We start from the raw sequence: 24688 nt of genomic DNA on the forward strand, positions 1-24688 counted from the left end.
TGTCGAGGAACTGGCCGTAGCGGAAGTAGAGCGCGTGACTGTCCCGGTACCGCAGGTCCGAGAGCACGTAGGCGCCCTCGACGCCCTTCAGCAGCCGGGCCAGACCGTCCAGGCAGGACCGGAACGCGGCCTCGTCGCGCGGGTAGACGGTGACCAGCTTCCCGCTGCTGCCGCGGGCCATCGCCTTGGAGTTGAGCATCTCGTGGACGTTGAGGTCCAGCGCGATCTTGAAGTCCACCTCATGCTCCGTCAGGTACCCGATCACGGCGGCGGCGGTCTCCCGGACCTGGTGCAGGCCGGCCGACACGTGGATCTTCCAGCCCTGCGCCGGGAGGTCCCGGTCGTGGCGGTGGCTCCACCAGAGGCCGCTGCGGACGAACCGGGCCCGCACCCGCTCGTCGAGCCCGGCCAGGAAGTGGTCGTCCCTCGGCCGGTAGTGGACGTCGAGCGGGTCGAAGAACAGCGTGTCGTTCCAGGCGAACAGGAACCGGTCGACCCAGCGTTCGTCGCGCATGTCAGCCTCTCTGGTCGTGCGGGGGTGCCGCCGACAGCGGCCGGTACGTGGGCGGGGGCCCGTGCGGGGGCGCGTCGCGCCCCCGCACGGAGGTCACCGGGTCAGCCGCAGCAGATGCTGCTGCTGCTCGTGATGGAGAGCACGGGCGCCTTGGCGGCGGTGGTGCGCGGCTGCAGGTTCTGGAGCTTCAGGACGCTCATCCTGGTCACTTCCTTCGTGGTCGGGTACGCGGAACGCGCACCGGCTGGTGGTGGTGTGCCGTCCCCCTCGGGGCCGGCACCACGAAGGCTGCCGTTCCGGGCGTCCCGGACTCCATGGGCCCGCCGTCCCGTTCTCCTGGGCGCACGCGGCCCGGGCGCTCGTTGACCCGGCGTCAATCCGACGACAAGCCGCCGCACCTACCCTCGGCGGATGCCAAGCGGAAGAGCACGTACCAGGACCGGCGCCGGGGTGGTCCTCCTGCTGTCCTGGGGATCCGGTCTGTGGTCCGTCGTCCTGATGGCGACGGCCGAGGTGCCCTGGACCTCGGACCGGTGGTACTGCGTGGTCGACACCACCGACGCACTGGTCTACGGACTGGTCGCCGCCGTTGTCCTCAACCGCCGTGCGAACGCGGCGGGTTGGCTGGTCGCGCTGACCGCCGTCGGCGGCGGCACCGCTGCGGTCACCGCCGGGCTGGCGGTCCGGCTCGGCGTGCACGAGCCGCTGCCGGGCTGGGCCGTGCTGCAGGCCACCGCCTGGGTGCCGGGCACCCTCGCCCTGGCCACCGTGGTGCCCTACCTGGTCTCCGCCCGGCGCCCGGTGCCACCGGCCGTCCGCGCCGCGCTCGCCGCCGGGGTCGCCGTGACGGCCGCCCTGCTGGCCGTCCGGCTGGCCAACCCCGGCGCGCGGCTCGCCGAACCGGTGCTCCGGGGACTGATGGCCGCCGTGCTGGTGCTGGGCCTGACGGCCGCGGGCCACGCCGCGTACCGCCGCTACCGGGACCCGTCGGCCCGCGGTCTCGGCTGGCTGGCCATCGGCACCGCGCTCATCTCGCTGGCCTTCCTGCCGCTCGCGGTGGGCAGCGACGGCGACGGCCTGCTGCTCGGGCTCTTCACCCCGCTCACCCACCTGGCCTCGCAGGCCTTCTTCCCGGCCGCCGTGCTGGTCGCCGTGCTGCGCCAACGGCTCTGGGGCATCGACCTGGCGGTCAGCCGCACCCTGGTCTGGTCCCTGCTCACCGGGCTGCTGGTGACCGGGTACGTCGCGCTGGCGGCCCTGCTCGGCGTGCTGCTGCCGACCGCCGGACCGGTCGGCCCGGCGCTCGCCACCGCGGTCACCGCCGCCGGGTTCCAGCCCGCCCGGACCTGGTTGCAGCGGCGGGTGGACCGGCTGGTGCACGGGGAGGAGGCGGCCCCCGTGCTGAGCCGGGTCGGGCGCCACCTGGGCAGCGCGGCCACGCCCGAGGAGACGCTGGCCGGCATCGCCCGCAGCGTGGCGGCCGCGTTCAACCTGGGTTCGGCGGGCATCCTCGACCCCGAGGGGCGGCCGCTGGCCACCGAGGGCGGCCCGGCCGACCCCCGGGACGACCGCCTGGCGGTGCCGCTGACCGTGCGTCAGCGGACGGCGGGCACCCTGCTGGTGACCTCCCGGCCCGGCGAACGCTTCGACCGCCGCACCCGGGCCGCCCTGGACGAGGTGGCCCCGGTCGTCGCGACCGCGGTCCACCTGGCGGCCGTCACCCGGGCGCTGCGCGAGTCGCGCGGTCGGCTGGCCGCCGCCCGGGACGACGAACGGCGGGTCCTGCGCCGGGAGTTGCACGACCAGCTGGGCCCGGCCCTGGCCGGCATCGGCCTCGGGGTGGCCGCCGCCCGCAACCTGCTGCCGGAGGGCGCGGAGCGGGCCGACGCCCTGCTGGGCGCGCTGCGGCTGGAGGTGGACGCGCGGGTCGAGGAGGTCCGCCAGCTGGCCCGCGGCCTGGTGCCGCCGGTGCTGACCGAACTCGGCCTGGTCCCGGCGCTGCGCGAGCTGGTGATGCGCTACGAGGCGGACGGCCTGGCGGTGTCGGTGCGCGAGCAGGACGTCCCCGAGGTCCGGCCCGCGGTGGCCGGGGCGGTGTACGCGATCGTCGCGGAGGCCGTGCTCAACGTCGCCCGGCACGCGGCCGCGCGCAGCTGCGTGGTCTCGCTGCGCGGCGGCGTGGTCGAGCCGCGCGGCGGCGGGCTGCTGACCGTCTCGGTCGAGGACGACGGCCTCGGCATCGCGGCCGGCGCCCGGCCGGGCGTCGGCACCCAGTCGCTGCGCGAACGCGCCGAGGAGATCGGCGGCACCGTGGAGTGGCACCCGGGCGGGGCCGGGACCGGCACCCGCCTCGTCCTGTCCGTCCCCGTCGAGGAGGCCGCCCGGCATGCTGACTGACGACTGGTCACCGACCCCCGGCACCACTGTCCGTCCTGGTGGTCGACGACCACCCGGTCTTCCGGATGGGGATGACGGCGCTGCTCGACTCGCTCCCCGGGCTGACCGTGGTGGGCACCGCCGACACGCTGGAGCGCGCCGTCGCGGCGGCCGAGGCGCACCGGCCCGACGTCGTGGTGATGGACCTCGACCTGGGCACCGCCACCGGCTCCGGGATCCACGCCACCCGCGAGATCCTGCGGTCCCGGCCCGACACCGCCGTCCTGGTGGTCACCATGCTCGACGACGACGACTCGGTGTTCGCCGCCATGCGGGCCGGCGCCCGCGGCTACCTGCTCAAGGGCGCCGCCCCGGAGGAGATCGAGCGCGCCGTCCGGACGGTCGCGGGCGCCGGCGTGGTGCTCGGCCCGGCGGTGGCGACCCGGGCCCTGGCGTACCTGACGGGCGGTCACACCACGGGGCCCCGGCGCCGCGCTGCCCGGCCTGACGGCCCGGGAGCGGGAGGTACTGGACCTGGTGGCCCGCGGTCTGGACAACGCGACCATCTCCCGACGCCTGGTGGTCAGCCCGAAGACGGTCCGCAACCACCTCGCGAACATCCTGGTCAAGCTCCAGGCCGCCAGCCGCGCCGAGGCGATCGTCCGCGCCCGGGAGGCGGGGCTGGGCGGCCCGTGAGGGGGTTGACGGCCCGGGAGGCCGGCTACCGCTCCGGGTTCATGGCAGGTCGTTCGGTTCGTCCGGGTCGCTCGTGCGGCCCTCGGCGTCCCCGGCGGTCCAGGGCCTCCGCCGTCGCGGGGTACTTGGCGCGGAGCCGGTCCCGGAGCGACCCGGCGGGCTCGTCGGCCGCGGATCCCGCGTCGGGCACCACCTCCGGGCCGGGGACCACCGCTCCGGGTTCGCGCAGCCGCGTCAGCTCCGCCTCCAGCTCGGCGACCCGGGCCTCGAGTCGCCGCACCTCCCGGGCGGCGTCCTTCTGCCCCTCCAGGTTGCGCCTCGCGACCTGGCTGAGGGTGTCCACCCGGTCCGCGAAGGCGTCGCGTTCGGCCGCGATCGACTGCACCACCTGCCCGGCGACGACCGCGGCGATCCAGTCGGCCCCACTGGTTGATGAGCTCGGTGCCCGGCCTGCCGGTCAGGTGGGCGTCCTGCAGGCCGTCGAGCATGGCCGGGCGGATGACCTCGGCGATGCGCTGCTGCGGGCCGGGCTGCTCGGTCACAGCTGCTCCTCGATCACGGTTCGGACGGCTCTGCCGACCGCTCCGGTACGGATGCCGTCGGTGAACCGATCTTCCCACGCCCCGGCCGTCCGATCGACGCGGGCGAGGCCGGCGGCCCACGTCCCGCGCCGAACGGATCCGCGCATCAGTGCACCCGGCGCGCGTGCAGGGTGTGGTGACGGGCGATCAGGTCGCGGTACCAGGCGTAGGAGGCGCGGGGGGTGCGCTTTCTGGGAGTCGAAGTCGACGTGCACCAGGCCGAAGCGCTGGTGGTAGCCCTCGGCCCATTCGAAGTTGTCGAGCAGGGACCAGGTGAAGTAGCCGCGGACGTCGACGCCTTCGGCGGCGGCGGCCGCGAGGGCGTCGAGGTGGGTGGAGAGGTACGAGATGCGGTCCTGGTCGTCGAGGTCCTCGGGGTAGGAGCAGCCGTTCTCGGTGATGGTGACCGGGGGCAGGGCGGCGCCGTAGCGCCCGCGCAGGCCGACCAGGAGTTCGCGCAGGCCGTCGGGGACCACCGGCCAGCCGAAGGCGGTGCGCGGGACGCCCTCGATCGGGGCGTCGGCGAACGGGAGGCCGGGGTCGGCGGGAGCGGTGATCAGGGTCGGGTTGTAGTAGTTGACGCCCAGTCCGTCCAGCGGGGCGGCGATCAGTTCGAGGTCGCCGTCGCGGACCGCTCCGCCGAGGTCGGCGGACACGCCGAAGGCCGAGAGGTCGGGGTAACTCCCCAGCAGGACAGGGTCGTTGAAGAGCCGGTTGTGCAGGGTGTCATAGGCCTCGGCGGCCGCCAGGTCCTCCGCCGAGCCGGAGGCGGGACGGACGGGGGTGAGGTTGTTGGTGATCAGCACCGCCCCGCCCCGGGCCCGGAGTTCGGCGGCGGCCAGCCCGTGGCCGAGGAGCTGGTGGTGGGCCACCGGCAGGGCGTCCAGCAGGAGGGCCCGCCCCGGGGCGTGGTTGCCGAGGGCGTAGCCGTAGACCATGTGCACGAAGGGTTCGTTGAGGGTGATCCAGCTGCGCACCCGGTCGCCGAGACGGTCGGCGACCACGGCGGCGTACTCGGCGAAGCGGTACGCGGTGTCCCGCTCCAGCCAGCCGCCGCCGTCCTCCAGGGCCTGCGGCAGGTCCCAGTGGAAGAGGGTGGGCAGCGGCTCGATCCCGGCGTCCAGCAGCGCGTCGACCAGCCGGTCGTAGAACGCCAGCCCGGCGCCGTTCACCGCCCCCTGGCCGGTGGGCTGGACGCGCGGCCAGGCGATGGAGAAGCGGTACGCGTCCACCCCGAGCCCGCGCATCAGCGCGACGTCCTCGTGCCAGCGGTGGTAGTGGTCGCAGGCGGTGTCGCCGGTGTGGCCGTCCCGGACGGTGCCCTCGCGCGCGGTGAAGGTGTCCCAGATCGACGGCCCCCGGCCGTCCTCCCGGGCGGCGCCCTCGATCTGGTAGGCGGCGGTGGCCACGCCCCAGCGGAAACCGGGGGGCAGGTCGTGACGGTCCGTCATGGGATTCCTTCCGCAGGACGAGCATGGTTCCGAAAACGCGAGGGGTGCTCATGTTAGGGAGATCCACCAGCCGAGGGCCAGAGCCGGGCACGGCCGATCCACCGGTGCCGCCGGGTCGGCCCGCCTACGGCCACGATGACCCCGACGGCTCAGACGGCCCCGACGGCGCCGGCCCGGGCGCGAGCAGCGCGTCGAGGTGCGCGGCGGAGCCCTCCCAGGCCCACGCCCGCTCGGCCCAGGCCCGGCCCTCGCGGCCCATCGCGGCGCCCTCCGGCGTGCGCAGCAACCGGATGACCGCCAGGGCGACGGCAGCCACGTCCCGGCCGTCGATGACCAGACCGGTGAAGCCGTCGAGCACCGCGTCCGGGGCCCCGCCGGAGTCCCCCGCGACCACCGGCAGGCCGCTGGCGGCGGCCTCCAGGTAGACGATGCCCAGCCCCTCCGCCTCCAGCCCGGCCCGGCGGGTGCGGCAGGGCAGCGCGAAGACGTCGGCCGCCGCGTAGTAGGCGGGGGTCTCCGCGTGGCCGCGTCCGCCGGCGAAGACCACCGAGCCCTCGGGCAGCCCGGCGGCCAGCCCGCGCAGCCGCCGCTCGTCCGGCCCCTGACCGACGATCAGCAGGACGGCCTCCGGCACCGCACGGCGGATCAGCGGCAGCGCGCGGATCAGCACGTCCTGCCCCTTCCGGGGCACCAGCCGGGCCACGCACAGCACCACCGGGCGGCCGTGCAGCCGGTGCCGGTCGCGGACCGCCCGGCCCAGGTCCGCCGTCGCCCCCGGGCGGAACACCTCCGCGTCCACGCCGGGCACCAGTCGGCTGAGCCGGGCGCGCGGGCCCAGCGCCGGGCCGATCCGGGCCCGGGTGTACTCGCCGAGGTGGGTGACCACGTCGGCGCTCTCCCCCACCCGGCGCAGCAGCCTGCGCGCGCCGGGCACCCGGGCCCACCAGATCTCGTGGCCGTGGGTGGTGGCCACGATCCGTTCGACGCCCGCCTCGCGCAGCGCGGGGGCCATCGCGGCGAGCGGGGCCGCCGCGCCGAACCACACCCGGTCGCAGCCGTGTTCGCGAACCAGTCGGACGGCGCGGTCGGTGACCCGGCGGGTGGGGAGCAGGGTACGGGCGCGGTCGCGGACCACCGGGAACGGCAGGGTGGCGTCGAAGTCGGCGGCGCCCGGCTCGGCGGAGGTGTAGACGACCACGTCGTGACCCGGGAGCCGGGTGGCCATGGCGTGCACGAAGGTCTCGATGCCGCCCTGGCGGGGCGGGAAGTCGTTGGTGATGACGAGGGTGGTGCCCACAGTGGTGACCTCTCGGGGTTTCTGCGGTGGCTGACGGGGACTCAGGAGGCGAGCGGGCGGGCCCGCAGAGCCGGGCCGGCCGAAGCGACGGGCGCGGCCGAGGCGACGGGCGCGGCGGTGGGCGCGGAGCTGTCCGCCGGAGCGGCGAGCCGGGCCCAGAGCGCGAGCAGCAGCGGCAGCGCGAGGTAGCCGAACCGGCCGGCCGGCGCGAGCAGGAAGGCGACGGTCAGTCCGAGCGCGAGCCGGTCCGCGGCGGCGAGCAGCGTCCGGGGCGGGCGCACCAGGAGCGAGGCCGCGACCACGGCCGCTCCGGCGCACAGCAGCAGGGTGGCGGTGTACTGGCCGACCGGCCCGAGCTCGGCCAGCAGCCGTCCGGGCAAGGGGCTGGCGGCCGGGGTCGGGACGGCGCCCCGGCCGGTGGGGAAGAGCAGCACCTGCTCGACCAGCCGGCCGGGCACGGCCACCAGGGCGGGCAGCACCAGCACCGAGGTCCCGGCCGCCCACGCCGCCAGGCACCGCGCGGCGGGACGCCGCCCTCCGCCGGACGCCCGACCCGAAGACCGATCCGCCGACCGATCCGCCGCCTGACCGACCGTCAGCAGGGCGGCCGCCACCGCGACGGCGGGCAGCGCGGTCCACTTGAGCGAGCAGGCGGCGGCCAGCACCAGCCCGGTGGCGACCGGCCGCCGCCGGGCCGCGAGGGCGAGCGCGAGGACGAGCAGCCCGGTGAGCGGCAGGTCCACGCCGCTCACGCAGAGCGGGAGCGCCACCGGCGGGGAGGCCACCAGGTGCCCGACCACCCGCCCGGCTTCGGCCCCCGCCCCCGCCGGCCGGCCGCCGCGCCGCACCAGGGCCGACGCGCAGACGAGGCAGAACACCAACGCGGCGGCGCACCACAGCCGGGGGTCCCCGAGCACCGGGAGCACGCCCGGACCGTCGCCGAGCAGCCGGGCGGGCAGTCCGAACAGCGCCATGCCGGGCAGGTAGGGGTTGTAGTCGTCCACCCCCTGCGGTTCGGCCAGGTACGGGGTCCCGGTGCGCAGCAGGACCTCGGCGGAGCGTGCGACCACCCCGACCTCGCTCTGTGCCTGACCGTTCGTCAGCAGCACCACGAGCGGCAGCAGGACACTCCCCGCCAGGGCCGCCGGCAGCGCCGCGGCCCGGCCGCGCGACCGTCCCGCGAGGGCGGCGGCCGCCAGGTAGCCGACGGCGGCGCAGCCGCCCCAGACCCGGTGCGGCGTCAGCCCGGACAGCGCGGCGAGCGCCACCGCGTAGCCGGCGGCGGCAAGCCACCAGGCAGTCCCAACTCCTCGGTCCGGCAAGGTGATCGATGGTGTGAACAGTCGTTTCGGCACGGCTCCATTCCAGCCGCGCGCCCCCTCCCCGTCAGGGGGTCTGGGTCGAGGGCCGGAGGTCGGGTTTTCCCTACCGACAGCGGCCGTCGGCTCGGGTTAGGGTGCTTGATGATCAAGAAATCCCGACAGAAAGGGCCCGGATGTCCCTCCCGCACCAGGCCGACCCGGCGCCGCCCGCGAGCGCCGTCCGCCGGGCGCTCGGACGGCGGCCGGCGGAGTTCCTGTTCTCCGCCTGGCCGCCGCGCTGCTGGCTGCACCTGCTGGGCGGCACGCTGTTCGGCCTCGGGCTGCTGGTGGCCCTGGCGGTCCTGCTGGCCGTCGGGGTCCTGCTCTCGGTGGCGGGGGTCGGCCTGCTGGTGCTGGCCGGCGTCCCGCTGCTCGCCGTCGGGGTCGCCCGGGTGGAGCGGCGCCGCCTGCGACTGGTGCAGCCCGACCCGCTCGCCGATCCGCACGGGCCCGCGCCCACGGGCCGCGGCCTGCTGCGGCACCGGCTGACGGAGCGGGCCACCTGGCGCGAGTGCGGTTACGCGGCGCTGCTGGCGGTGGTCTTCCCCGGTGCCGGGCTGGGGGTCCTGGCGCTGCTGGCCTTCTGCTGCGCCTTGGTGGCCTCCCCAGTGGTGGTGTGGGCGCTGGCCCCGGAGACGGTGATGCTGATCCCGGGCCGGGCCGTGCCGGGGCCGTTCTCCGCGCTGCCGTTCAGCCTGGCCGGTCTGGCCGGGGTGGCACTGTCGGCGTACGCCGCGGCCTGGCTGACGGCGGGCCAGGTGTGGGTGGCCACCGCCCTGTTGGCCGCCGCGCCCGACGACCGGGACCGCCACCGGGTGGTCGAGCTGACCCGTTCGCGGGCCCGGCTGGCCGACGCCTTCGAGGCCGAGCGGCGGCGGATCGAACGGGACCTGCACGACGGCGCCCAGCAGCAGCTGGTGGCGCTCACCATGACGCTGGGCCTCGCCGAGCTGGAGCTCGGCGCCGCCGCCCCCGAGGCGGCCGCACTGGTCGCCCGGGGCCGCGCCGAGGCCCGCCGGGCACTGGAGCAGCTGCGCGAGCTGGTGCGCGGCATCCACCCGCGGGTGCTGACCGACCACGGGCTGGCCGCCGCAGTGGCCGAGGTGGCCGAGCGCTCGCCGGTCCCGGTCCGGGTGGAGATCGAACTGCCAAGCAGGCTACCGCCGTTGGTGGAGGCCACGGCGTACTTCACCGTGACGGAGGCCCTGGCCAACGCGGCCAAGCACAGCGGCGCGGCCGAGGTCGGCGTCACCGGCACCCTGGCGGACGACCGGCTCGTCCTGCTGATCACCGACGACGGACGGGGCGGCGCCGATCCCGAGGCCGGCACCGGCCTGTCCGGCCTGGCGGACCGTCTGGCGGTGCTGCGCGGCCGGCTGCTGGTCTCCAGCCCGGCCGGTGGCCCGACCCTCGTCCGGGTGGAGGTACCGTGCTCCGGATAGTGCTGGCCGAGGACGCCGTCCTGCTCCGGGCCGGGCTGAGCGAGATCCTCGACCGCAGCGGCCACCGGGTGGTGGCCGCCGTCGGCGACGCCCGGGCGCTGGCCGCGGCCGTGGAGGAGCACCGCCCCGACCTCGTCCTCACCGATGTCCGGATGCCGCCGGACTTCCGGGACGAGGGCCTCCGGGCAGCGCTCGAACTACGCGCCCGTCGACCGGAGTTGCCCGTCCTGGTGCTCTCCCAGTACGTGGCGACCGCCTACGCCGCCCAGCTGCTCGGCGGCGCACCGGGCGGCGGGGGCGGGCTCGGGTACGTGCTCAAGGACCGGGTCGGCGAGGTGGCCGAGTTCCTGGACACGCTGCGCCGGGTCGCCGACGGGCAGACCGTCATCGACCCCGAGGTGGTGCGGGTGCTGCTGGCCCACCGGACGGCGGCCCGCCCGCTCGGCCGGCTCACCCCGCGCGAGCGCGAGGTGCTGGCCCTGATGGCGGAGGGCTGGAACAACCAGTCGATCGCGGCCAGGCTGTGCGTCACCGAGGCCTCGGTGGTCAAGCACTCCGGCAACATCTTCATGAAGCTGGACCTGGACCCGGAGGAGGGCAACCGCCGGGTGCTCGCCGTCCTGGCCCACCTGCGCGGCACCCAGGCCTGATGACGGGCCGTCAGCCCGGCGGACAACATGAGCGCGACTCGCGTTGGAGATTGGCGCACCGCGTTCCGGATGCGGCAGAGTGGGCCCATGAAGCAGGAGACGGACGGCCCCGGCCCGAGCACCAGCCTGCCGGGCGCCCCCGTCCCGCCCCGGCGGCGGCCGGTGCAGCAGCGCAGCCAGGAGCGGTACGAGCGCCTGCTCGACGCCTGCGCCGAGCTGCTGGACGAAGTCGGCCCGGGTGCGCTGACCACCAAGGAGACCGCGCTGCGGGCCGGCGTGCCGATCGGCACGCTCTACCAGTTCTTCTCCGGCAAGGAGAGCCTGCTCTCCGCGCTGGCCTCCCGGAACCTCGACCTCTACCTGGACCGCCTCGGCGGGCGCCTGCGGGCCGAGGCCCCGCCCGGCGTGCCCGGCTTCGTCCACCTGGCGGTGGCCGAGTTCGTCGCGATGAAGCGCGCCGTGCCCGGCTTCGGCCAGCTGGACTTCGGCCTGGTCGAGGTGCTGACCGCCGGGGCGGAGGGCGCCGCTGCCGAGGAGGAGGGCGGGGTGGACGACCAGCACCTGCTGGACACCGAGCTCGACAACAACGCCGCCGTCGCCCAGCGCCTCCAGGCCCTCGGCGGCGGCCTGTTCGCCGGCCCCGGGCACCCGCTGGCACTGCGGGTCGCGCTGGAGTGCGCGGACGCGGTGCTCAAGCTGGCCTTCCGGACCGACCCGCACGGCGACCCGGCGCTGATCTCCGAGTGCGAGCGCCTGCTCCGCTGCTACCTCACCGACCACCAGGCGTCCTGACCGGCCGTTGCGGCCTCCCCGCGCCCGCCGCACAGTGGAGACGGGACCCGCCAGCACAGTGGAAGGAGCCGGACCATGCACGCGACCGCAGGCGACCACCTGGTGATGCACGGCAGGGCGGTCGGGATGAAGGACCGGGAGGGTGAGATCCTCGAGGTGCGCGGCACCCAGGGCGAACCGCCGTACCTGGTGCACTTCGAGGACGGACACGAGGCCCTGGTCTACCCGGGCTCCGACTGCACCGTGATCGAGCGTCAGCAGGCCGCCCACTGAACGGACACCGCCCCCGCCCCCCGGCCACCGGAGCACCATGACGGACACCCCGCCCGCCGACCTCCCCGCCCCGCTCGACTCGCTCGCCCCACTGCTGGACAGCTACGGCTACCCGGCGGTGGGGCTGCTGGTCTTCCTGGACAACTGCGGTGTCCCGGTGCCCGGCCAGACCGTGCTGGTGCTGGCGGCGGTGTACGCGGGGGCCGGTCGCCTGAGCATCGCGGGAGTGGTCACCGTCGCCGTGCTGGCGGCCGTCGCGGGCGACAGCCTCGGCTACCTGATCGGCCGCACCGGCGGGCACCGGCTGATCGAGCGCTGGGGCCGGTACGTGCTGCTCACCCCGGAGCGGATGGAGCGCGGGGAGCACTTCTTCACCCGGCACGGCGGCAAGGTGGTCACCGTCGCCCGCTTCGTGGACGTGCTGCGCCAGACCAACGGCATCGTGGCCGGCACCACCGGGATGTCCTGGCGGCGCTTCATGCCCGCCAACGTGCTGGGCGCCCTGCTCTGGGTGGGCGTCTGGGCCTCGGCCGGCTACCTGGCCGGGGACAACATCGGACCGATCTACCGCCAGCTGGCCCGCTACCAGCTGGTCCTGCTCGTCGCGGCCGGCGTGGCCGCCGCCGGGCTGGTGGGGTACCGGCTCCGGCGGCGGCACCTGGCGCGCCGTCAGGACACGCGGAAGTCCGCCGGACGGTAGGTCAGCGGGCCGAGCGGATCGAGTAGTTGAAGTCGGCGTGGCCGTAGTGGTTCATCAGCCGCAGCCAGAACGGCATCAGCATCTCCAGCCCGCGCGAGGCCGTGATGTCGCCGAGGTCCAGCACCGCGCCCTTGGGCCAGCCGAAGGAGTGCAGCAGCTCGGTCACGTCGGCCTTGGCGGCCTCGTCGTTGCCCGCGATGAAGAGCTGGTGGTCGCCCGGCACCCGGCTCGGGTCCACCATCACGTCGCAGTTGAGCGTGTTGAGCGCCTTGACCACCCGGGCCTGCGGGAAGTCCCGCTGGATCTGCTCGCCGATGCTGTCCACGTTCACCGGCTCCAGGCTGACCTCGCCGAGCGGCGAGAAGACCAGCGGGTTGGAGACGTCGACCAGCACCTTGCCGGTCAGGTTCTCGTCGCCGGCCGTCGCCAGCGCCTTGACCGCCACCACACCGGAGACCGCGACGACCAGCAGCTCGCCGAAGGCGGCCGCCTCGGCGAAGGTGCCGTGGCTGCCCTTCTCGCCCGCCTGCTGGGCCCAGGCGACGGCGGTCGGGTTCTGCTCGGTGCGCGAGCCGAGCATCACCTCGTGCCCGAGCTCCACCAGCTTCCCGCCCAGCGCACGACCGACCATGCCCGTACCGATGATCCCGACCCGCATCACACGACTCCCGTCCCTCAACCGGCTGTGGGCCCACACCCTACCGAGCGCACATCGGCACAGCGTGGCCGCCGGGCGAGCGGAGAGTGACGGACCGGTGTGCCTCCGGCCCGGCGGGGAGCGGCATTCGCACCCCCACCGGGCCGGGAAGTCCACCGCGGAACGACACGCGCTCCGTTAAGTCGGTCCCGTACGACCAGGACTACTCGACGGTGACGCTCTTCGCCAGGTTGCGCGGCTTGTCCACGTCCCGGCCGAGTGCCACGGCCGCGTAGTACGCCAGCAGCTGGAGCGGGATGTTCAGCAGCAGCGGGTCGAGCTCGGGCTCGGACCGCGGCACGATCACCGTGTGGTCCGCCAGCTTGGCGTCCACCTCGCGGTGGGCCACCGCCAGCACCCGGCCGGAGCGGGCCTTGATCTCGCCGAGGGTGGTGAGGTTCTTGTCCAGCAGCTCGTCGTCCGGCACCAGGGCGACGGTCGGCAGCTCCGGGTTGATCAGCGCGAGCGGTCCGTGCTTCAACTCGCTGGCGGGGTACGCCTCGGCGTGCACGTAGCTGATCTCCTTCAGCTTCTGCGCACCCTCCCGCGCCACGGGGAAGCCCCGCACCCGGCCGATGAACATCATGCCCTCGTGCTTGGCGTACTCCTCGGCCAGCGCGGCGATCTTCTCCTCCTCGGCGAGGATCTCCCGGATCTGGTCGGGCAGCGCCTTGAGGCCCGCCACGATCCGGCGGCCGTCGGCCGGCGAGAGGTCGTGGATGCGGCCGAAGTGCAGGGCCAGCAGGGCGAAGGCGATCACCGTGGAGGTGAAGGCCTTGGTGGAGGCGACCGAGATCTCCGGGCCGGCGTGCAGGTAGATGCCGCCGTCGACCTCTCGGGCGATGGCGCTGCCCACCGTGTTGACGACGCCGAGCACCCGGCCGCCCTTGCGCTTGATCTCCTGGACGGCGGCCAGGGTGTCGTAGGTCTCGCCGGACTGGCTGACCGCGACGTAGAGGGTGTCGGCCTCGATCACCGGGTTGCGGTAGCGGAACTCGGAGGCGGGCTCGCTGTGGGCGGGGATGCGGGCCAGCTCCTCGATCAGCTGGGCGCCCATCTCGCCGGCGTAGTAGGCCGAGCCGCAGCCGAGGATCTTCACCCGGCGGATCTCGCGCAGCACGCGGGCGTCCAGGTTGAGGCCGCCGAGGTGGGCGGTGGCGAAGCGCTCGTCGAGGCGGCCGCCGAGGGTGCGCTCGACCGAGGCGGGCTGCTCGTGGATCTCCTTGTGGAGGTAGTGCTCGTGCCCGGCGGTGTCGTAGGAGTCGATCTCCCAGTCCACGGTGGAGGGCTGACGGGTCACCGTGCGGGCGTCCTCGGTGAAGGTGCGGAAGCCGTCGGCCTTGACCACGGCCAGCTCGCCGTCCTCCAGGTGGACCACCTGGCGGGTGTAGCGGACCAGGGCCGCCACGTCGGAGGCGACGAACATCTCCTTCTCGCCGAGGCCGAGCACGATCGGGCTGCCGTTGCGGGCGACCACGATCCGGTCGGGCTGGGTGGCGTCGAGCACGGCGATGCCGTAGGTGCCGACGACCTTCTTGAGGGCCGAACGGACGGCCTCCTCCAGGTCGATGCCCTCGCCCAGGTGGGCGGCGATCAGGTGCGAGAGGGTCTCGGTGTCGGTCTCGGAGCGGAAGACGGCGCCGTCGGCGGTCAGCTTGGCGCGCAGCTCCTCGGCGTTCTCGATGATGCCGTTGTGGACCACGGCGATCCGCTCGGCGTTGTCCAGGTGCGGGTGGGCGTTGGCGTCGCTCGGCACGCCGTGGGTGGCCCAGCGGGTGTGCCCGATGCCGGTGGTGCCCTTGAAGCGGGCCGGGACGGCGGCGGCCAGGTCGGCCACCCGGCCCTTGGTCTTGCAGACCTTCAGGCCGCCGGTCTTGCCGGTGACGGCGATGCCCGCCGAGTCGTACCCCCGGTACTCCAGGCGCTGCAGGCCCTCCAGCAGGAAGGCGGTGGCGTCCTTCGGGCCGATGTAGGCGACGATTCCGCACATGTGGTGGTAACTCCTCTGATCCCGCCGCCCCCTGAGGCGGCGTCAGCCGTAGACGATCCGGCGCAGCTGACGCACGGACAGCTCGGGCGCCGCGACCCGGCGCGCGGCGAGCTCTCCGGTCAGCCGGTCGAAGATCCTCTCGTTGGTCAGTCCTCGTGCCTGCAGCTCACCGTGACGGCGGCGGACGTACTCCTCGGTGGTCTCCGAGAAGTACGCGAGCACCTCCGCGACCACCCGTACGGCCTCGCCCGGTCCCAGTGGGGTGGTCCGGGTGAGGTGGACGAGCAGGTCTTCATGAGGGTGCGGTGAGGCGGACACGAGAGGGGAGCCTATGCGTTCTCGGTCGTCCAATCCAATAATCGTGCCCGAAATCGGGCAGGGATCCCCCTCTTCCGACGCAACGGGGCCGTATTGGTCCGTACCACGGGGTCGGCCGACCGGATGAGGAGAAGCTGTGAGAGCCTGTGGCTCCGGTGACCGGGGGGCCCGTCCCTCGTTGACCAGTCGGCCGAGCCGACACTCCCGAATGGCCGTCAGAAACGCTCCGTTTCGGTCGAGAACAGCCAGGATGGGAACCGCCACCGTCCGTAGCGACCGCCGGGGGACCGAAGCACATGCAGCCGCGACTCTTCGCGATCATCACCGCCTTCCTGCTGGGCGCGCTCGGCCTCGGCTCGGTGGCCGTGACCGAGTGGACGCCACCGGCGCCGAAGACCGCGGCCGCCGCCCCGGCCACCCAGCAGGCGGCGATCGTCCCGGCCGGCGCCTCGCCCTCCCCCTCCGGGGACCCGGCGGTGTGGACCCGCTCCACCCTGCGCAACAAGCTGATGGCGAAGATGGACGCCACCGACCCGGGCCAGGCCCTGGCGGACCTGGACGCGATCACCAAGAAGCTCCCCTACACGGTGCGCTTCTGCCACCCGATCGCCCACGAGCTCGGCCACTCCGCGGTCAAGCGCTTCAACGCCGACTTCCAGAAGGTCATCTCCTTCCCGCACGAGACCTGCGCGGCCGGCTACCTGCACGGCGCGGTGGAGGAGATGCTGAACGCCTCCGCCAACCCGGAGGAGGACCTGCTCAAGCTCTGCGCCCCGGCCAACAAGGGCCCGTGCATCCACGGCGTCGGCCACGGCACGATGTTCGTCGCCAAGCAGGACGTGGCCAAGGCCCGCGCGCTGTGCAACAAGTTCCCCACCGACAGCCGGAAGATCACCTGCTCCGAGGGCCTCTTCATGCAGCTGTTCGGCCCCGACGAGGAGGACGAGAAGGCCAAGGCCAACCTCGACCCGGCCGCCCTCGCCAAGGACCCGCTCTACCCCTGCAAGGACCAGCCCTCGCTCTTCCAGTCGGCCTGCTTCTTCTACGCGCCGACCTTCTACCTCTCCTCGCACGACTACGCCAACAACCCCGGCGTCTTCGCCGACGCGCTCAAGTGGTGCCTCAACGGGGTCGCCTCCGGCGGCGCCCAGGACTGCTCGCGCGGGGTCGGCTCGCGGACCATGAAGTACAACCTGGACCGCGAGGACTGGGCGGCCAACCAGTGCGCCACCGCCGCCGACGGCTGGCAGCGCAAGGCCTGCACCCAGGGCCTGATGAGCTACTACACCGTCAACTACACCGAGTCCGGCGCCGGCGCCCGGCTCTGCTCGAAGATCACCAACAAGGAGATCCAGGGCTACTGCCGCTCCGCCGGCGGCCTCTCCAGCACCCTGGACTGAGGCCGGCCGACACCCGGGTCCGGTCGTGGTCACCCCGGGGGGCGCGGGGAACTGCGCGCTGGGGAACGGCAGGACGTGGAACCGGCTCGCCTGCCCCGATCCAGCGCTGGGCCGCCTTCCGTTCCGCGCGGTTCCCCGCGCCCCCGGGGCGACCTGGCACCACGCGGCGCGCGCGGTGTCCACCCGCCGGACGGCGGGGACCGGGCGACCGGGCGCCGCGTACGATCGAGCGCACCGGGTACGTCGAGGAAGCCGTCCCTCCACAGCCGTCTGATGGAGCGCCAGCATGAGCACCACCCCTTCCACCTCGCACGAGGACTTCCGCAGCGCCGCCCGGGCCGTCGCCGACCTGGCCGCCGACCACCTCGCCGGGGTGGCCGACGGCCCCGTCTGGCAGCCGATGGCCGAGGCCGACCGGCGGGCCCTGCTGGAACTCCCGCTGCCCGAGGACGGCACCCCGCTGGACGGGCTGCTCAAGGTGATCGAGCGTCAGGTGCTCAGCGCCCCGATGGGCAACGGGCACCCCGCCTTCTTCGGCTGGGTCAACTCCGCGCCCGCCCCCGCCGGCGTGCTGGCCACCCTGGCCGCCGCCGCGACCAACCCCAGCTCGGCCGGCGGCGACCACGCCGACGTGCACCTGGAGCGCGCGGTGGTGCGCTGGATCGCCGAGCTGGTCGGCTTCCCCGCCGCCGTCCCCTCCGCCGCCAAGGGCACCCCGGGCGGCATCCTCACCTCCGGCACCTCGATGGCCACCATCCTCTGCCTGGCCGCCGCCCGGCACCGGGCCGCCGTCCGGGCCGGGCACGACCTGCGGGCCGACGGCCTGTCCGGCCTGCCCCCGCTGATCGCCTACGCCACCGCCGAGACGCACTCCTGCGTCCGCAAGGCCGTCGAGCTGCTGGGCCTGGGCAGCCGCCACCTGCGGACCGTCGCCGAGGACTCCGACGGCCGGCTCGACCCGGCCGCCCTGTCCGAGGCGGTGGCCGCCGACCGGGCCGCCGGGCTGCTCCCCTTCCTGGTGGTCGCCTCCGCCGGGACGGTGGGCACCGGCGCGGTGGACGCCTTCGACCCGATCGCCGACGTGGCCGAGGCCGAGGGCCTGTGGCTGCACGTGGACGGCGCGTACGGCGCCTGGGGCGTGCTGGACCCGGTGATCGCCGACCGCTACGCGGGCATGCACCGGGCCGACTCGCTCGCCCTGGACCCGCACAAGTGGCTGGGCGTGCCGGTGGACTGCGGCTGCGCGCTGGTGCGCGACGCCGACGCGCTGCGCGACTCCTTCTCCCTCGTCCCCTCCTACCTGCGGGACGCGGCGGCCGGGGACTTCGGCTGGTTCTCCGAGTACGGCATGGAGCAGACCCGCCCGTTCCGCTCGCTCAAGGTCTGGGCCACCATCGCCCACAAGGGCCGGGCCGGCCTCTCCGCCGACATCGCCCGCACCACCGAACTCGCCCGCCACCTCGGCGCGTTGGTCGAGGCCGACCCGGAGCTGGAGCTGACCGCCCCGGTCCACACCTCGATCGTCGCCTTCCGCCACACCGGCGGCGACGCCGTCAACCACGACCTCCCCGCCGCCGTCCAGGCACGCGGCCGGGCCTTCGTCACCGGCGCCGTCCACCGCGGCCGCGAGATCCTCCGGGCCTGTCTGCTGAACCCGGCCACCACGGAGGCCGACCTGGAGCTGCTGCTGGCCGAAGTCCGCGCCGCAGCGCGCGAACTGACGGACCGTCCGTCCGCTTCCTGAAGCGGCCCAAGGACCGTTCGAATGCCCTCCGCAGAGATTAACCAACAGGTCACGGGGGATTCGTGATCGTGAAACACCGGCAGAGCACCATGTTTCCATGGACAGCACCTCTCACCTCGCCCAGCAGCCCGCCGCCCCCTCCCGGGCGCAGCGGCGCAGCGCCCGCAACCACCGCTGGCGCCACTCCACCACCGAGCTCGCCGCCGTCTTCGTCGCGGTGGCGGCCGCCGACCTGGTCGCCAACACGGTCGTGCACGGCCACGACGGACCGCTGCTGCTGGTCCTCTCGGCCCTCGCCCTGGTCGCCACGGCGGTGTTCCACGCATGGTGGGCACACCGGCATCCGCACGGACCGCCCGGCCCCGACCCCACCGCACCCCCCGGGCGGCCCCGAGGCGGCCCCGGTGACCGGCCCGCTGGACGAGCACGTGCCCACCGCGCTCTGGCGGCTGCGCGCCACCGTCTCCGACTCCCCCGGCAGCCTGGCCCGGATCTGCACCGAACTGGCCGGCCGGCAGGTCTCCATCGTCTCGATGCAGACCCACCCGCTGCCCGCGGGCGCGGTGGACGAGTTCCTGGTCCGCGCCCCGCTGCCGCTCGGCCGCACCGAGCTCGCCCGGGCCGTCGCGGCCGGCGGCGGCACCGACATCTGGACCGACCGGGCCGACGCCCACGACCTGGTGGACGAACCCACCCACGTGCTCGCCCTGGCCACCCGCACCGCGCTGGACGCGGCCGAACTCCCGGTCGCGCTGCGCAAGTTGTTCGGCCGGTGCACGATCCGGCAGTTCCCGGGCGGCGGGGCAGCTGCGGCGGCCGGGATGGACGGCCACCTGATGCGGCTGCCCGTGCCCTCCGGCGACCTGATCGAACTCAGCCGCCCGCACCTGCCGTTCACCCCCACCGAGTTCGCCCGGGCCCAGGCCCTGGTCGAGTTGGACTCCCTGCTCGGCCCCCGGGTCCCCCAGGTCAAGGCCCGCCTGCGGCTGCCCGCCGGCACCGACCTCACCGTCCGCCGGGCCGACACCTCCGACAAGGCCGAAGCCCTGGCCATGCACGCCCGCTGCTCCCCCGACACCCTCCGCAAGCGCTACCACGGCCCCGTCCGCGACGCCGACCGCTACCTCGACCACCTGCTCGACCCCCGGCACGGCCAGACCCTGGTCGCCGAAGCCCCCGACGGCCGGATCGTCGCCCTCGCCCACCTGATGTGGGACGACGAGGGCGCGGAGGTCGCCCTGCTGGTCGAGGACGCCTGCAGCGCCGCGGCACTCGGCGTCGACCTGCTCCGCCGGATGGCCGCCCTCGCCCTCGAGGCCGCGTCCCCACCGTCCTACGCCGTCACCCACGCCGCCAACACCGCATCATCTCCACCATGCGCCGCCTCTCCGCCCCCCTCGACTACCAGTGTCGAGGACGCCACCCTCGTCATCACCGCCCACCTCACCCAGGCCACCGAACCCCTCCCGCCCCTGGCCCACCCGCTGAGGCCCGCCCTGCGCGGCTTGCCGACGACAACCGCCCTCCGCGGCAGATCCGTCGGCAGCGGCGCAGGCCGGAGGCCCGGCACCACGGGAAATCGGGAGACGTCCGCACGGCCTTCCGCATACGGTCCGCATGGAGATCGGAGCAGCGGGTGGCGCGTCCGGAGTCGGTGACGTTCTCGGCCTGGCGGAGGACGAGCCGGTGCCCTGGGCACCGTCGGGCGCGCTACGTCACGGCGAACGAACTCCTGTGCGGTTGGGGAGTTTCGGCTGGCGGATCTGGCGGGGCGGTTCTACGAGGAGTGGCTCGAGGGATCGCGAACTCTCCGAGGACGGCTGGTACGCTCGAGCTGCGGCCGAGCTACCTGCGGAACCTGCAGGCGGTCGATGCGGACTTCGTCGCTACGCGGGGACCGAACGGGTCCTGGTTCTGCGGGAGTTCGCAGCACCTCTGGGAGCTGATGACCGCCGACCCCTGGCTGCTCACCGAGATCCGCCGCCTGTTCCCGGACACTGCTCCCCTCTCCTTGGATGGCTGGGAGGAGTCCCCTGGTGGGAGGAGCCGCTGCCCGAGGGCTGTGGTGGACAGGTCGGGCGCCGTTCCGCCCGCCGACTCCGGGGCGCTGCCGCCCCGCCTCCCCCCGCAGTCGGCCTGACCGGCTGACGGAACGCGCTCTTCGCGACAACCGCAACGACGCCCCTACCGCGACGACACTACCCGCCGGTAATGTTCGGGGTCCGCTCGAGAACTGGGGGACCGGCATGGGTGCCGTCTACGTTTCGATGCCGTCCCGCTGAGCACGGAGCGTGACTCGCGCCGCACTCAGCCGGCGCCGTTCGCCCGACTCGGACAACTCCTCTCCAGCACACGGGACTTGGACGCGCCGTCCGGCCTCCAGCTGGACCGTGGGTGACACCCGCCGCCCACCTGGCCGCCGTGCACCTCGCCTACTCCTCCGCCGTCACCGACGAGCCGTCGACTGGTCCGGCATCCTGCCTAGCGGCGAGGACGGCCTGCTGGCCGAGCGGATCGCCGCCGTCAACGCCAAGGCCATCGCCCTCTTCGACGGCGAACAGCGTTCCCGCATCGGCGAGTTCATCAGCGAACGGGCCGCCGCCTTCCTCTCGGGCCACCGCCGCCTGGACCCCGAGGACCCGGTCGCCACCCCCTGGTACGGCCCCGAGCGCTCGCTCACCGTCGCCGCCGCCACGGGGCTGGTGCTCAGCGAGACCCTGCTCCACGGCCTCGACATCGCCCGCGGCCACCGGCGACGCCTGGCCCATCACCCAGGAACGAGGCCTCTGGTGCTCGGTCAGGCGATCCCCACACAATGATGCCGCTCGCCCTGGACACCACCCGCTCCCGCGGCGTCCGGCGCTCCTTCGACCTCGCCTTCGACGGCGGACTCCGCCTCTCCGTGGTGGTGGACGACGGCACCATGACCGTCACCCGCGACGACACCCCCACCCGCCCCCACGACTGCCGGATCACCGCCGACCCGGTCACCTTCCTGCTGGTCTCCTTCAAGCGCGCCCCGATGTGGAAGGCCATCGCCCTCGGCAGGATGCGCGCCGGCGGTCGCAAGCCCTGGCTGGCCACCAGCCTCAGCAAGCTGGTCGCCACCCCCTGAGCGGGCGCATACGGCCGAGGGCACTCAGTCCGAGTTCGACCAGACCAGCACGCCGGGGCCGAACTCGGTGGTCACCGGGACGTGTGCCTCGGTGGCCTCCGCCAGCCGCGTCTCGTCGACGCCGATGCGGCTGAGGGTCGGGCCGAGGCCGTCCGACGAGGTACCGACGGGGAGGACGATGTGCTCCACCGCGGCGCGCAGGGCGTCGAGGTGCTGCGGGACGGCGTCCATCGGGGTCCCCACGCCGCCCAGCCGGTCGACGAACAGGTCGATCAGCGCGGCGTGGCCCACCGTCGACTCCGTCGGGACGAGGTGGCCCTCGATTCCCGCCCGGCGGCACAGCGTTCCTGCGTACTGGAGCTCGTAGACCACGCCCGTGGGGGCCTCGATCACCACGTAGAGCCAGTCGTTGTGCGAGGGCTTCGACGTGGTCGAGGTCGACGTGGAGGCGCGGCGGTCCGGCGGCGACATGCCTGCCGGTGCGCTCGGGCGGGCACGTCGGCACCCCTCCACACGAACCGTGCGCGCGCGGCTCCGCAGCCGGGCGACGACCACCGGCAGGGCGGACCCGACCGCGGCCAGGACGGCGGCCGCGACCCAGTGGCGGACTGTTGGCCCATCAGCAGGCAGCAGACCGCGCCGAAGAAGGCCCCGGCGGCCGGGACCAGGCGGCGTGGCGCTCGGCGGTGGTGTCGACCGAGCGAGGCCACGCCAGAAGTAGGCGGTGACGAAACCGGCGAACAGCGCGAGGTGTACCAGCCACCGCCGTCCGGCACGGAGTACCCCGCCCCCGGTGCACCAGCCCACGTCGACGTCCCGGCCACCGCCCAGAGAACGCCCCCGAAGCCACCACACGGCCGCCACGCCCACCCCGTACTCGTCCACCACGGTGATCGTAGGCCCGGACCGCCGCACTGCGCACCGGGATGCCGGCCGACGCCCTGCTCGAGGAACACTCCGCAAGCAGCTCATGGAGCGCTGGCGCCACCAGCGCGATGAGGCCGAAGTCGCGGCGCTTCACCCGGCCGGGCCCGGGGCGTTCGCCCGTCACGTCTCCCCTCCCGGCGCCCGCCCGCGCTGACGGGAGACCCTAGTCCGCCCACACCCGGACCAGGGCCAGCGCCCCTCTCGCTCCGCTCCGGCTCCCGGCGGGTCGGTGAAGGCCGTCGGCCGTGCAGCACCGCCATGTTGTCTGACGAGCAGCAGGTCTCGCGCAGCGGCACCCGGTGGGCGAGGCCCCGGCTCGGCGAGGACCTCCTCGAAGGCGTCCAGGCGGACAGCTGAGCGCCCGTCAGGGGGAGCCCGCGCTCGGCATGACCCCGTCCGATCCAGTAGCGGTTGTACTGCACGTCCAGACTGTCCGTCACGGCGCGAAGACGGGTAGGTGGCGGGCGAAAGTCCGGGCCGTCGCCGAAGTGAAGTCCGCGTAGAGCGGCGCGAGCGCCCTCGGTCGGGAGGCGAGCAGCGCGTCGTGGACGGCGTGTTCCGCTGACCAGGACGACTCACCGCGCTCGCCGCCGCTGCCGTACGCACAGCTAGGCCAGCAGCCGCGGCGGCCCGGTACATCGCCCGTGTCCGTGTTGCAGGTCGAGCCCGGCCTCGTCCGCGTGCCGCGCCGCGACCCACCAGGCTGTCGGCCGCCGTGCCGGGTCTCGGGCCCGCACCGTACCGAGCCCCGCCAGGTACCGGCCGGCGACCCGTACGCACTCGCCGTCCGTCAGCCCGTCCAGCCCGATCCCCCGGACAACGGCCAACCCCGGCCCGCGCCAAGCAGTTCGGCCGAGCTCGGACACGGACAGTCGGCCCGCTACCGCCAGGGGCAGTCCCGCTCGTCCAGCTGTGCACCTCGCCACACCGAGGGCCCCGCCACTGCGGTCAGCAGCTCCATCAATCCCCCCTCCCCGGCCACCCCGGGCCGGGCACGACGACACCGCGAGGTTAGGCCCCCCGCGCCGCGCCGGTCACCCGTCCTGACGCCCGTCGGACGGATACGACCGGAAAACCGCCTACCCATCGGCGTGAGGTCCACGCGCCCCCCCGCGTGGGCGGGTGCGTATCCCTCGGCGGCCGGCGGCGTGCCGCGACGCACAGAGCCGCCGAGCAGGCGTGACCAGCAACGGCAGTGCGTCCGTGGCCACTTGGAGCGTCAACCACACCTGGTGCAGACCGCCCCCGGCGATCGGCCGGTCGCAGACAGCTGCAGCCGTGGACGGCCGTCGCCCCCACCGCTTGGGATCGAGGTCGGTCAGTCCACTCCGACGGAGTCCCGACCGGCCGCAGCCGGGGGAACGGCGGACGGAACTTGTGGTTTGCCGAACAGTGCACGCGTGCTCACCGTGCTGCGCACCAAGCCGCGTGCAGCGGGTGATCTCGTACGGGAACCAGTGCAGCCGGCCCGAGGTGTACGGGGTGAACTCCTCAGCGCGGTTCATTCGCGACGATCTCCGGCCGGGAGGCGGACCAGGTTGTCTGCCGTAGAGCACGAGGTGCCGAGGAGGTCAGCCCGGCGATGCTCGGCGGCGGTGACGACCTGCCGCCGCTCCTCCGGGCTGAGCTCCGCCAACGGCCGGAACTTCTCGCGCCCGTCTCCACCGCCTCGTCACCAGCTCAGCAGCGCAGCCACCCGGGCGCCGAGAGGTTCCTGCCGCTCACGGTTGGAAACCACCCTGGCCCGCGGGTACCGGGCCGTCCGGCTGAAGCACACGGCAGACCTCCTGGGCCGCTCCCGGTCCGCCCGCCCGTCCACCGCATCCAGCTCGCTCCACTTGGCATGACGCCACCTACGGACTGCGGCGAGACCCCTCAGACCCGGGCCACCAGGACGTACCGCTCGTCGTGGACCGGGCGCCCCACAACTCCGGTACGGCGCTGAGGTGGTCGACCCGCAGCTCGGTGACCAGCGGCCGGACCGCCGCCGTCAGGCCCTCCGCGCCGACCCGCCCTGCCAGGGAGCAGTTCCGCGCCGGCCACGTACGCTCGCTTCCGCCTCCGGCCCCGACTCGCGCCACCGACCCTCCACCAACACCAACTGCCCGCCGGCCGCAGCCGCCCGACCCACTCGCGCAGCGCGGCCTCGGGGTCGGCAGCGTCCAGAGCAGGTGGCGCGAGAGCAGTACGTCGAACCGCTCGGTCCCCGGTCGGCGGCGCCGACGCGTCCCCGACCAGGAAGCGGCCGGAAGGCCGCCGCGGCCAGCTTCCCGCGCGCCCGCTCGACCATGGCGGCGCCAGGTCGACGCCCGTCACGCGGTTGGCCGGCCTCCGCGAGCAGCAGCGACAACGATCCCGTCCCGC

The 24688-nt window shown here is 74.4% G+C and carries 22 protein-coding genes and 2 pseudogenes; 14 read left to right on the plus strand and 10 right to left on the minus strand.

The window, feature by feature from the left end:
• On the minus strand, positions 1–514 hold a 514-nt coding region (locus tag ABD946_RS25595; RefSeq protein ID WP_486334080.1), incomplete at its 3' end, for a class III lanthionine synthetase LanKC N-terminal domain-containing protein.
• Positions 515–615: 101 nt separating this feature from the next.
• Entirely contained in the window at positions 616–714 is a 99-nt protein-coding gene (locus ABD946_RS25600) for a class III lanthipeptide (RefSeq protein WP_345287441.1), read from the minus strand.
• Between the two features lie 211 nt (positions 715–925).
• On the opposite strand from ABD946_RS25600, the gene ABD946_RS25605 reads away from it, so the two are divergent.
• The 3 genes and pseudogenes from ABD946_RS25605 to ABD946_RS25615 all read left to right on the plus strand — a co-directional run bounded on the left by ABD946_RS25605 (position 926) and on the right by ABD946_RS25615 (position 3586).
• Positions 926–2911, plus strand: coding sequence for a sensor histidine kinase (locus tag ABD946_RS25605; RefSeq protein ID WP_345287443.1), 1986 nt, complete (start codon positions 926–928; stop codon positions 2909–2911).
• 71 nt (positions 2912–2982) lie between these two features.
• Positions 2983–3225 (plus strand): annotated as a pseudogene (locus ABD946_RS25610) (response regulator); the annotation flags it as partial.
• 202 nt (positions 3226–3427) lie between these two features.
• Entirely contained in the window at positions 3428–3586 is a 159-nt protein-coding gene (locus ABD946_RS25615) for a response regulator transcription factor (protein ID WP_345287445.1), read from the plus strand.
• 25 nt (positions 3587–3611) lie between these two features.
• Here the strand turns inward: ABD946_RS25615 and ABD946_RS25620 are convergent, their stop codons facing one another.
• From ABD946_RS25620 to ABD946_RS25635, 4 genes and pseudogenes are all read right to left on the minus strand, one after another.
• Entirely contained in the window at positions 3612–3971 is a 360-nt protein-coding gene (locus ABD946_RS25620; RefSeq protein ID WP_345287447.1) for a hypothetical protein, read from the minus strand.
• 302 nt (positions 3972–4273) lie between these two features.
• Positions 4274–5618: pseudogene (locus tag ABD946_RS25625) on the minus strand (GH1 family beta-glucosidase).
• A gap of 124 nt (positions 5619–5742) precedes the next feature.
• Positions 5743–6915 carry a glycosyltransferase family 4 protein gene (locus ABD946_RS25630; protein WP_345287449.1) on the minus strand — a complete coding sequence of 391 codons (1173 nt, stop codon included), beginning with the start codon at positions 6913–6915 and terminating at the stop codon, positions 5743–5745.
• Positions 6916–6956: 41 nt separating this feature from the next.
• Positions 6957–8237: a glycosyltransferase 87 family protein gene (locus ABD946_RS25635; protein WP_345287451.1), complete on the minus strand. Its 1281-nt coding sequence runs from the start codon at positions 8235–8237 to the stop codon at positions 6957–6959.
• Between the two features lie 173 nt (positions 8238–8410).
• Between ABD946_RS25635 and ABD946_RS25640 the strand changes: the two genes are divergently transcribed.
• The 5 genes from ABD946_RS25640 (at position 8411) to ABD946_RS25660 (ending at position 12133) form a co-directional block, all read left to right on the plus strand.
• Entirely contained in the window at positions 8411–9718 is a 1308-nt protein-coding gene (locus tag ABD946_RS25640) for a sensor histidine kinase (RefSeq protein WP_345287453.1), read from the plus strand.
• Complete coding sequence (locus ABD946_RS25645; RefSeq protein WP_345287455.1) at positions 9706–10368, plus strand: response regulator; 663 nt, start codon at positions 9706–9708, stop codon at positions 10366–10368. The genes ABD946_RS25640 and ABD946_RS25645 overlap by 13 nt, the downstream gene beginning before the upstream one ends.
• 87 nt (positions 10369–10455) lie before the next feature.
• On the plus strand, positions 10456–11160 hold the full coding sequence (locus tag ABD946_RS25650) for a TetR/AcrR family transcriptional regulator (protein ID WP_345287457.1): 705 nt from the start codon (positions 10456–10458) through the stop codon (positions 11158–11160).
• A gap of 75 nt (positions 11161–11235) precedes the next feature.
• Positions 11236–11433 carry a DUF1918 domain-containing protein gene (locus tag ABD946_RS25655; RefSeq protein WP_345287459.1) on the plus strand — a complete coding sequence of 66 codons (198 nt, stop codon included), beginning with the start codon at positions 11236–11238 and terminating at the stop codon, positions 11431–11433.
• 37 nt (positions 11434–11470) lie between these two features.
• The gene (locus tag ABD946_RS25660) at positions 11471–12133 is read left to right on the plus strand and encodes a DedA family protein (RefSeq protein ID WP_345287461.1); all 663 of its coding nucleotides are present in this window, start codon (positions 11471–11473) and stop codon (positions 12131–12133) included.
• Position 12134: 1 nt separating this feature from the next.
• Here ABD946_RS25660 and ABD946_RS25665 read toward each other — a convergent pair whose 3' ends face one another.
• From ABD946_RS25665 to ABD946_RS25675, 3 genes are all read right to left on the minus strand, one after another.
• On the minus strand, positions 12135–12791 hold the full coding sequence (locus ABD946_RS25665; protein WP_345287463.1) for an NADPH-dependent F420 reductase: 657 nt from the start codon (positions 12789–12791) through the stop codon (positions 12135–12137).
• Between the two features lie 202 nt (positions 12792–12993).
• Positions 12994–14820, minus strand: coding sequence for a glutamine--fructose-6-phosphate transaminase (isomerizing) (glmS, locus tag ABD946_RS25670; protein ID WP_345287465.1), 1827 nt, complete (start codon positions 14818–14820; stop codon positions 12994–12996).
• A gap of 42 nt (positions 14821–14862) precedes the next feature.
• Positions 14863–15138, minus strand: a complete 276-nt coding sequence (locus ABD946_RS25675) for a hypothetical protein (protein ID WP_345287467.1) — start codon at positions 15136–15138, stop codon at positions 14863–14865.
• A gap of 296 nt (positions 15139–15434) precedes the next feature.
• Between ABD946_RS25675 and ABD946_RS25680 the strand changes: the two genes are divergently transcribed.
• From ABD946_RS25680 to ABD946_RS25705, 6 genes are all read left to right on the plus strand, one after another.
• Positions 15435–16538, plus strand: coding sequence for a hypothetical protein (locus tag ABD946_RS25680; RefSeq protein ID WP_345287469.1), 1104 nt, complete (start codon positions 15435–15437; stop codon positions 16536–16538).
• A gap of 286 nt (positions 16539–16824) precedes the next feature.
• Complete coding sequence (locus ABD946_RS25685; RefSeq protein ID WP_345287471.1) at positions 16825–18282, plus strand: pyridoxal phosphate-dependent decarboxylase family protein; 1458 nt, start codon at positions 16825–16827, stop codon at positions 18280–18282.
• 404 nt (positions 18283–18686) lie between these two features.
• A complete protein-coding gene (locus tag ABD946_RS25690) occupies positions 18687–19940 on the plus strand; it encodes an ACT domain-containing protein (protein WP_345287473.1) in 1254 nt (417 codons plus the stop codon).
• 287 nt (positions 19941–20227) lie between these two features.
• Positions 20228–20422: a hypothetical protein gene (locus ABD946_RS25695; RefSeq protein WP_345287475.1), complete on the plus strand. Its 195-nt coding sequence runs from the start codon at positions 20228–20230 to the stop codon at positions 20420–20422.
• A gap of 250 nt (positions 20423–20672) precedes the next feature.
• Positions 20673–21101, plus strand: coding sequence for a hypothetical protein (locus ABD946_RS25700; protein ID WP_345287477.1), 429 nt, complete (start codon positions 20673–20675; stop codon positions 21099–21101).
• Positions 21098–21397 carry a hypothetical protein gene (locus tag ABD946_RS25705; RefSeq protein WP_345287479.1) on the plus strand — a complete coding sequence of 100 codons (300 nt, stop codon included), beginning with the start codon at positions 21098–21100 and terminating at the stop codon, positions 21395–21397. Before ABD946_RS25700 ends, ABD946_RS25705 begins: the two co-directional genes overlap by 4 nt.
• A 24-nt stretch (positions 21398–21421) precedes the next feature.
• On the opposite strand, the gene ABD946_RS25710 is transcribed toward ABD946_RS25705, so the two are convergent.
• Positions 21422–21868 carry a DUF6210 family protein gene (locus ABD946_RS25710; RefSeq protein ID WP_345287480.1) on the minus strand — a complete coding sequence of 149 codons (447 nt, stop codon included), beginning with the start codon at positions 21866–21868 and terminating at the stop codon, positions 21422–21424.
• Positions 21869–24688 lie beyond the last annotated feature (2820 nt).

The organism is Kitasatospora albolonga, assembly GCF_039535905.1.
GTDB classification, from domain to species: Bacteria; Actinomycetota; Actinomycetes; order Streptomycetales; family Streptomycetaceae; genus Kitasatospora; species Kitasatospora albolonga.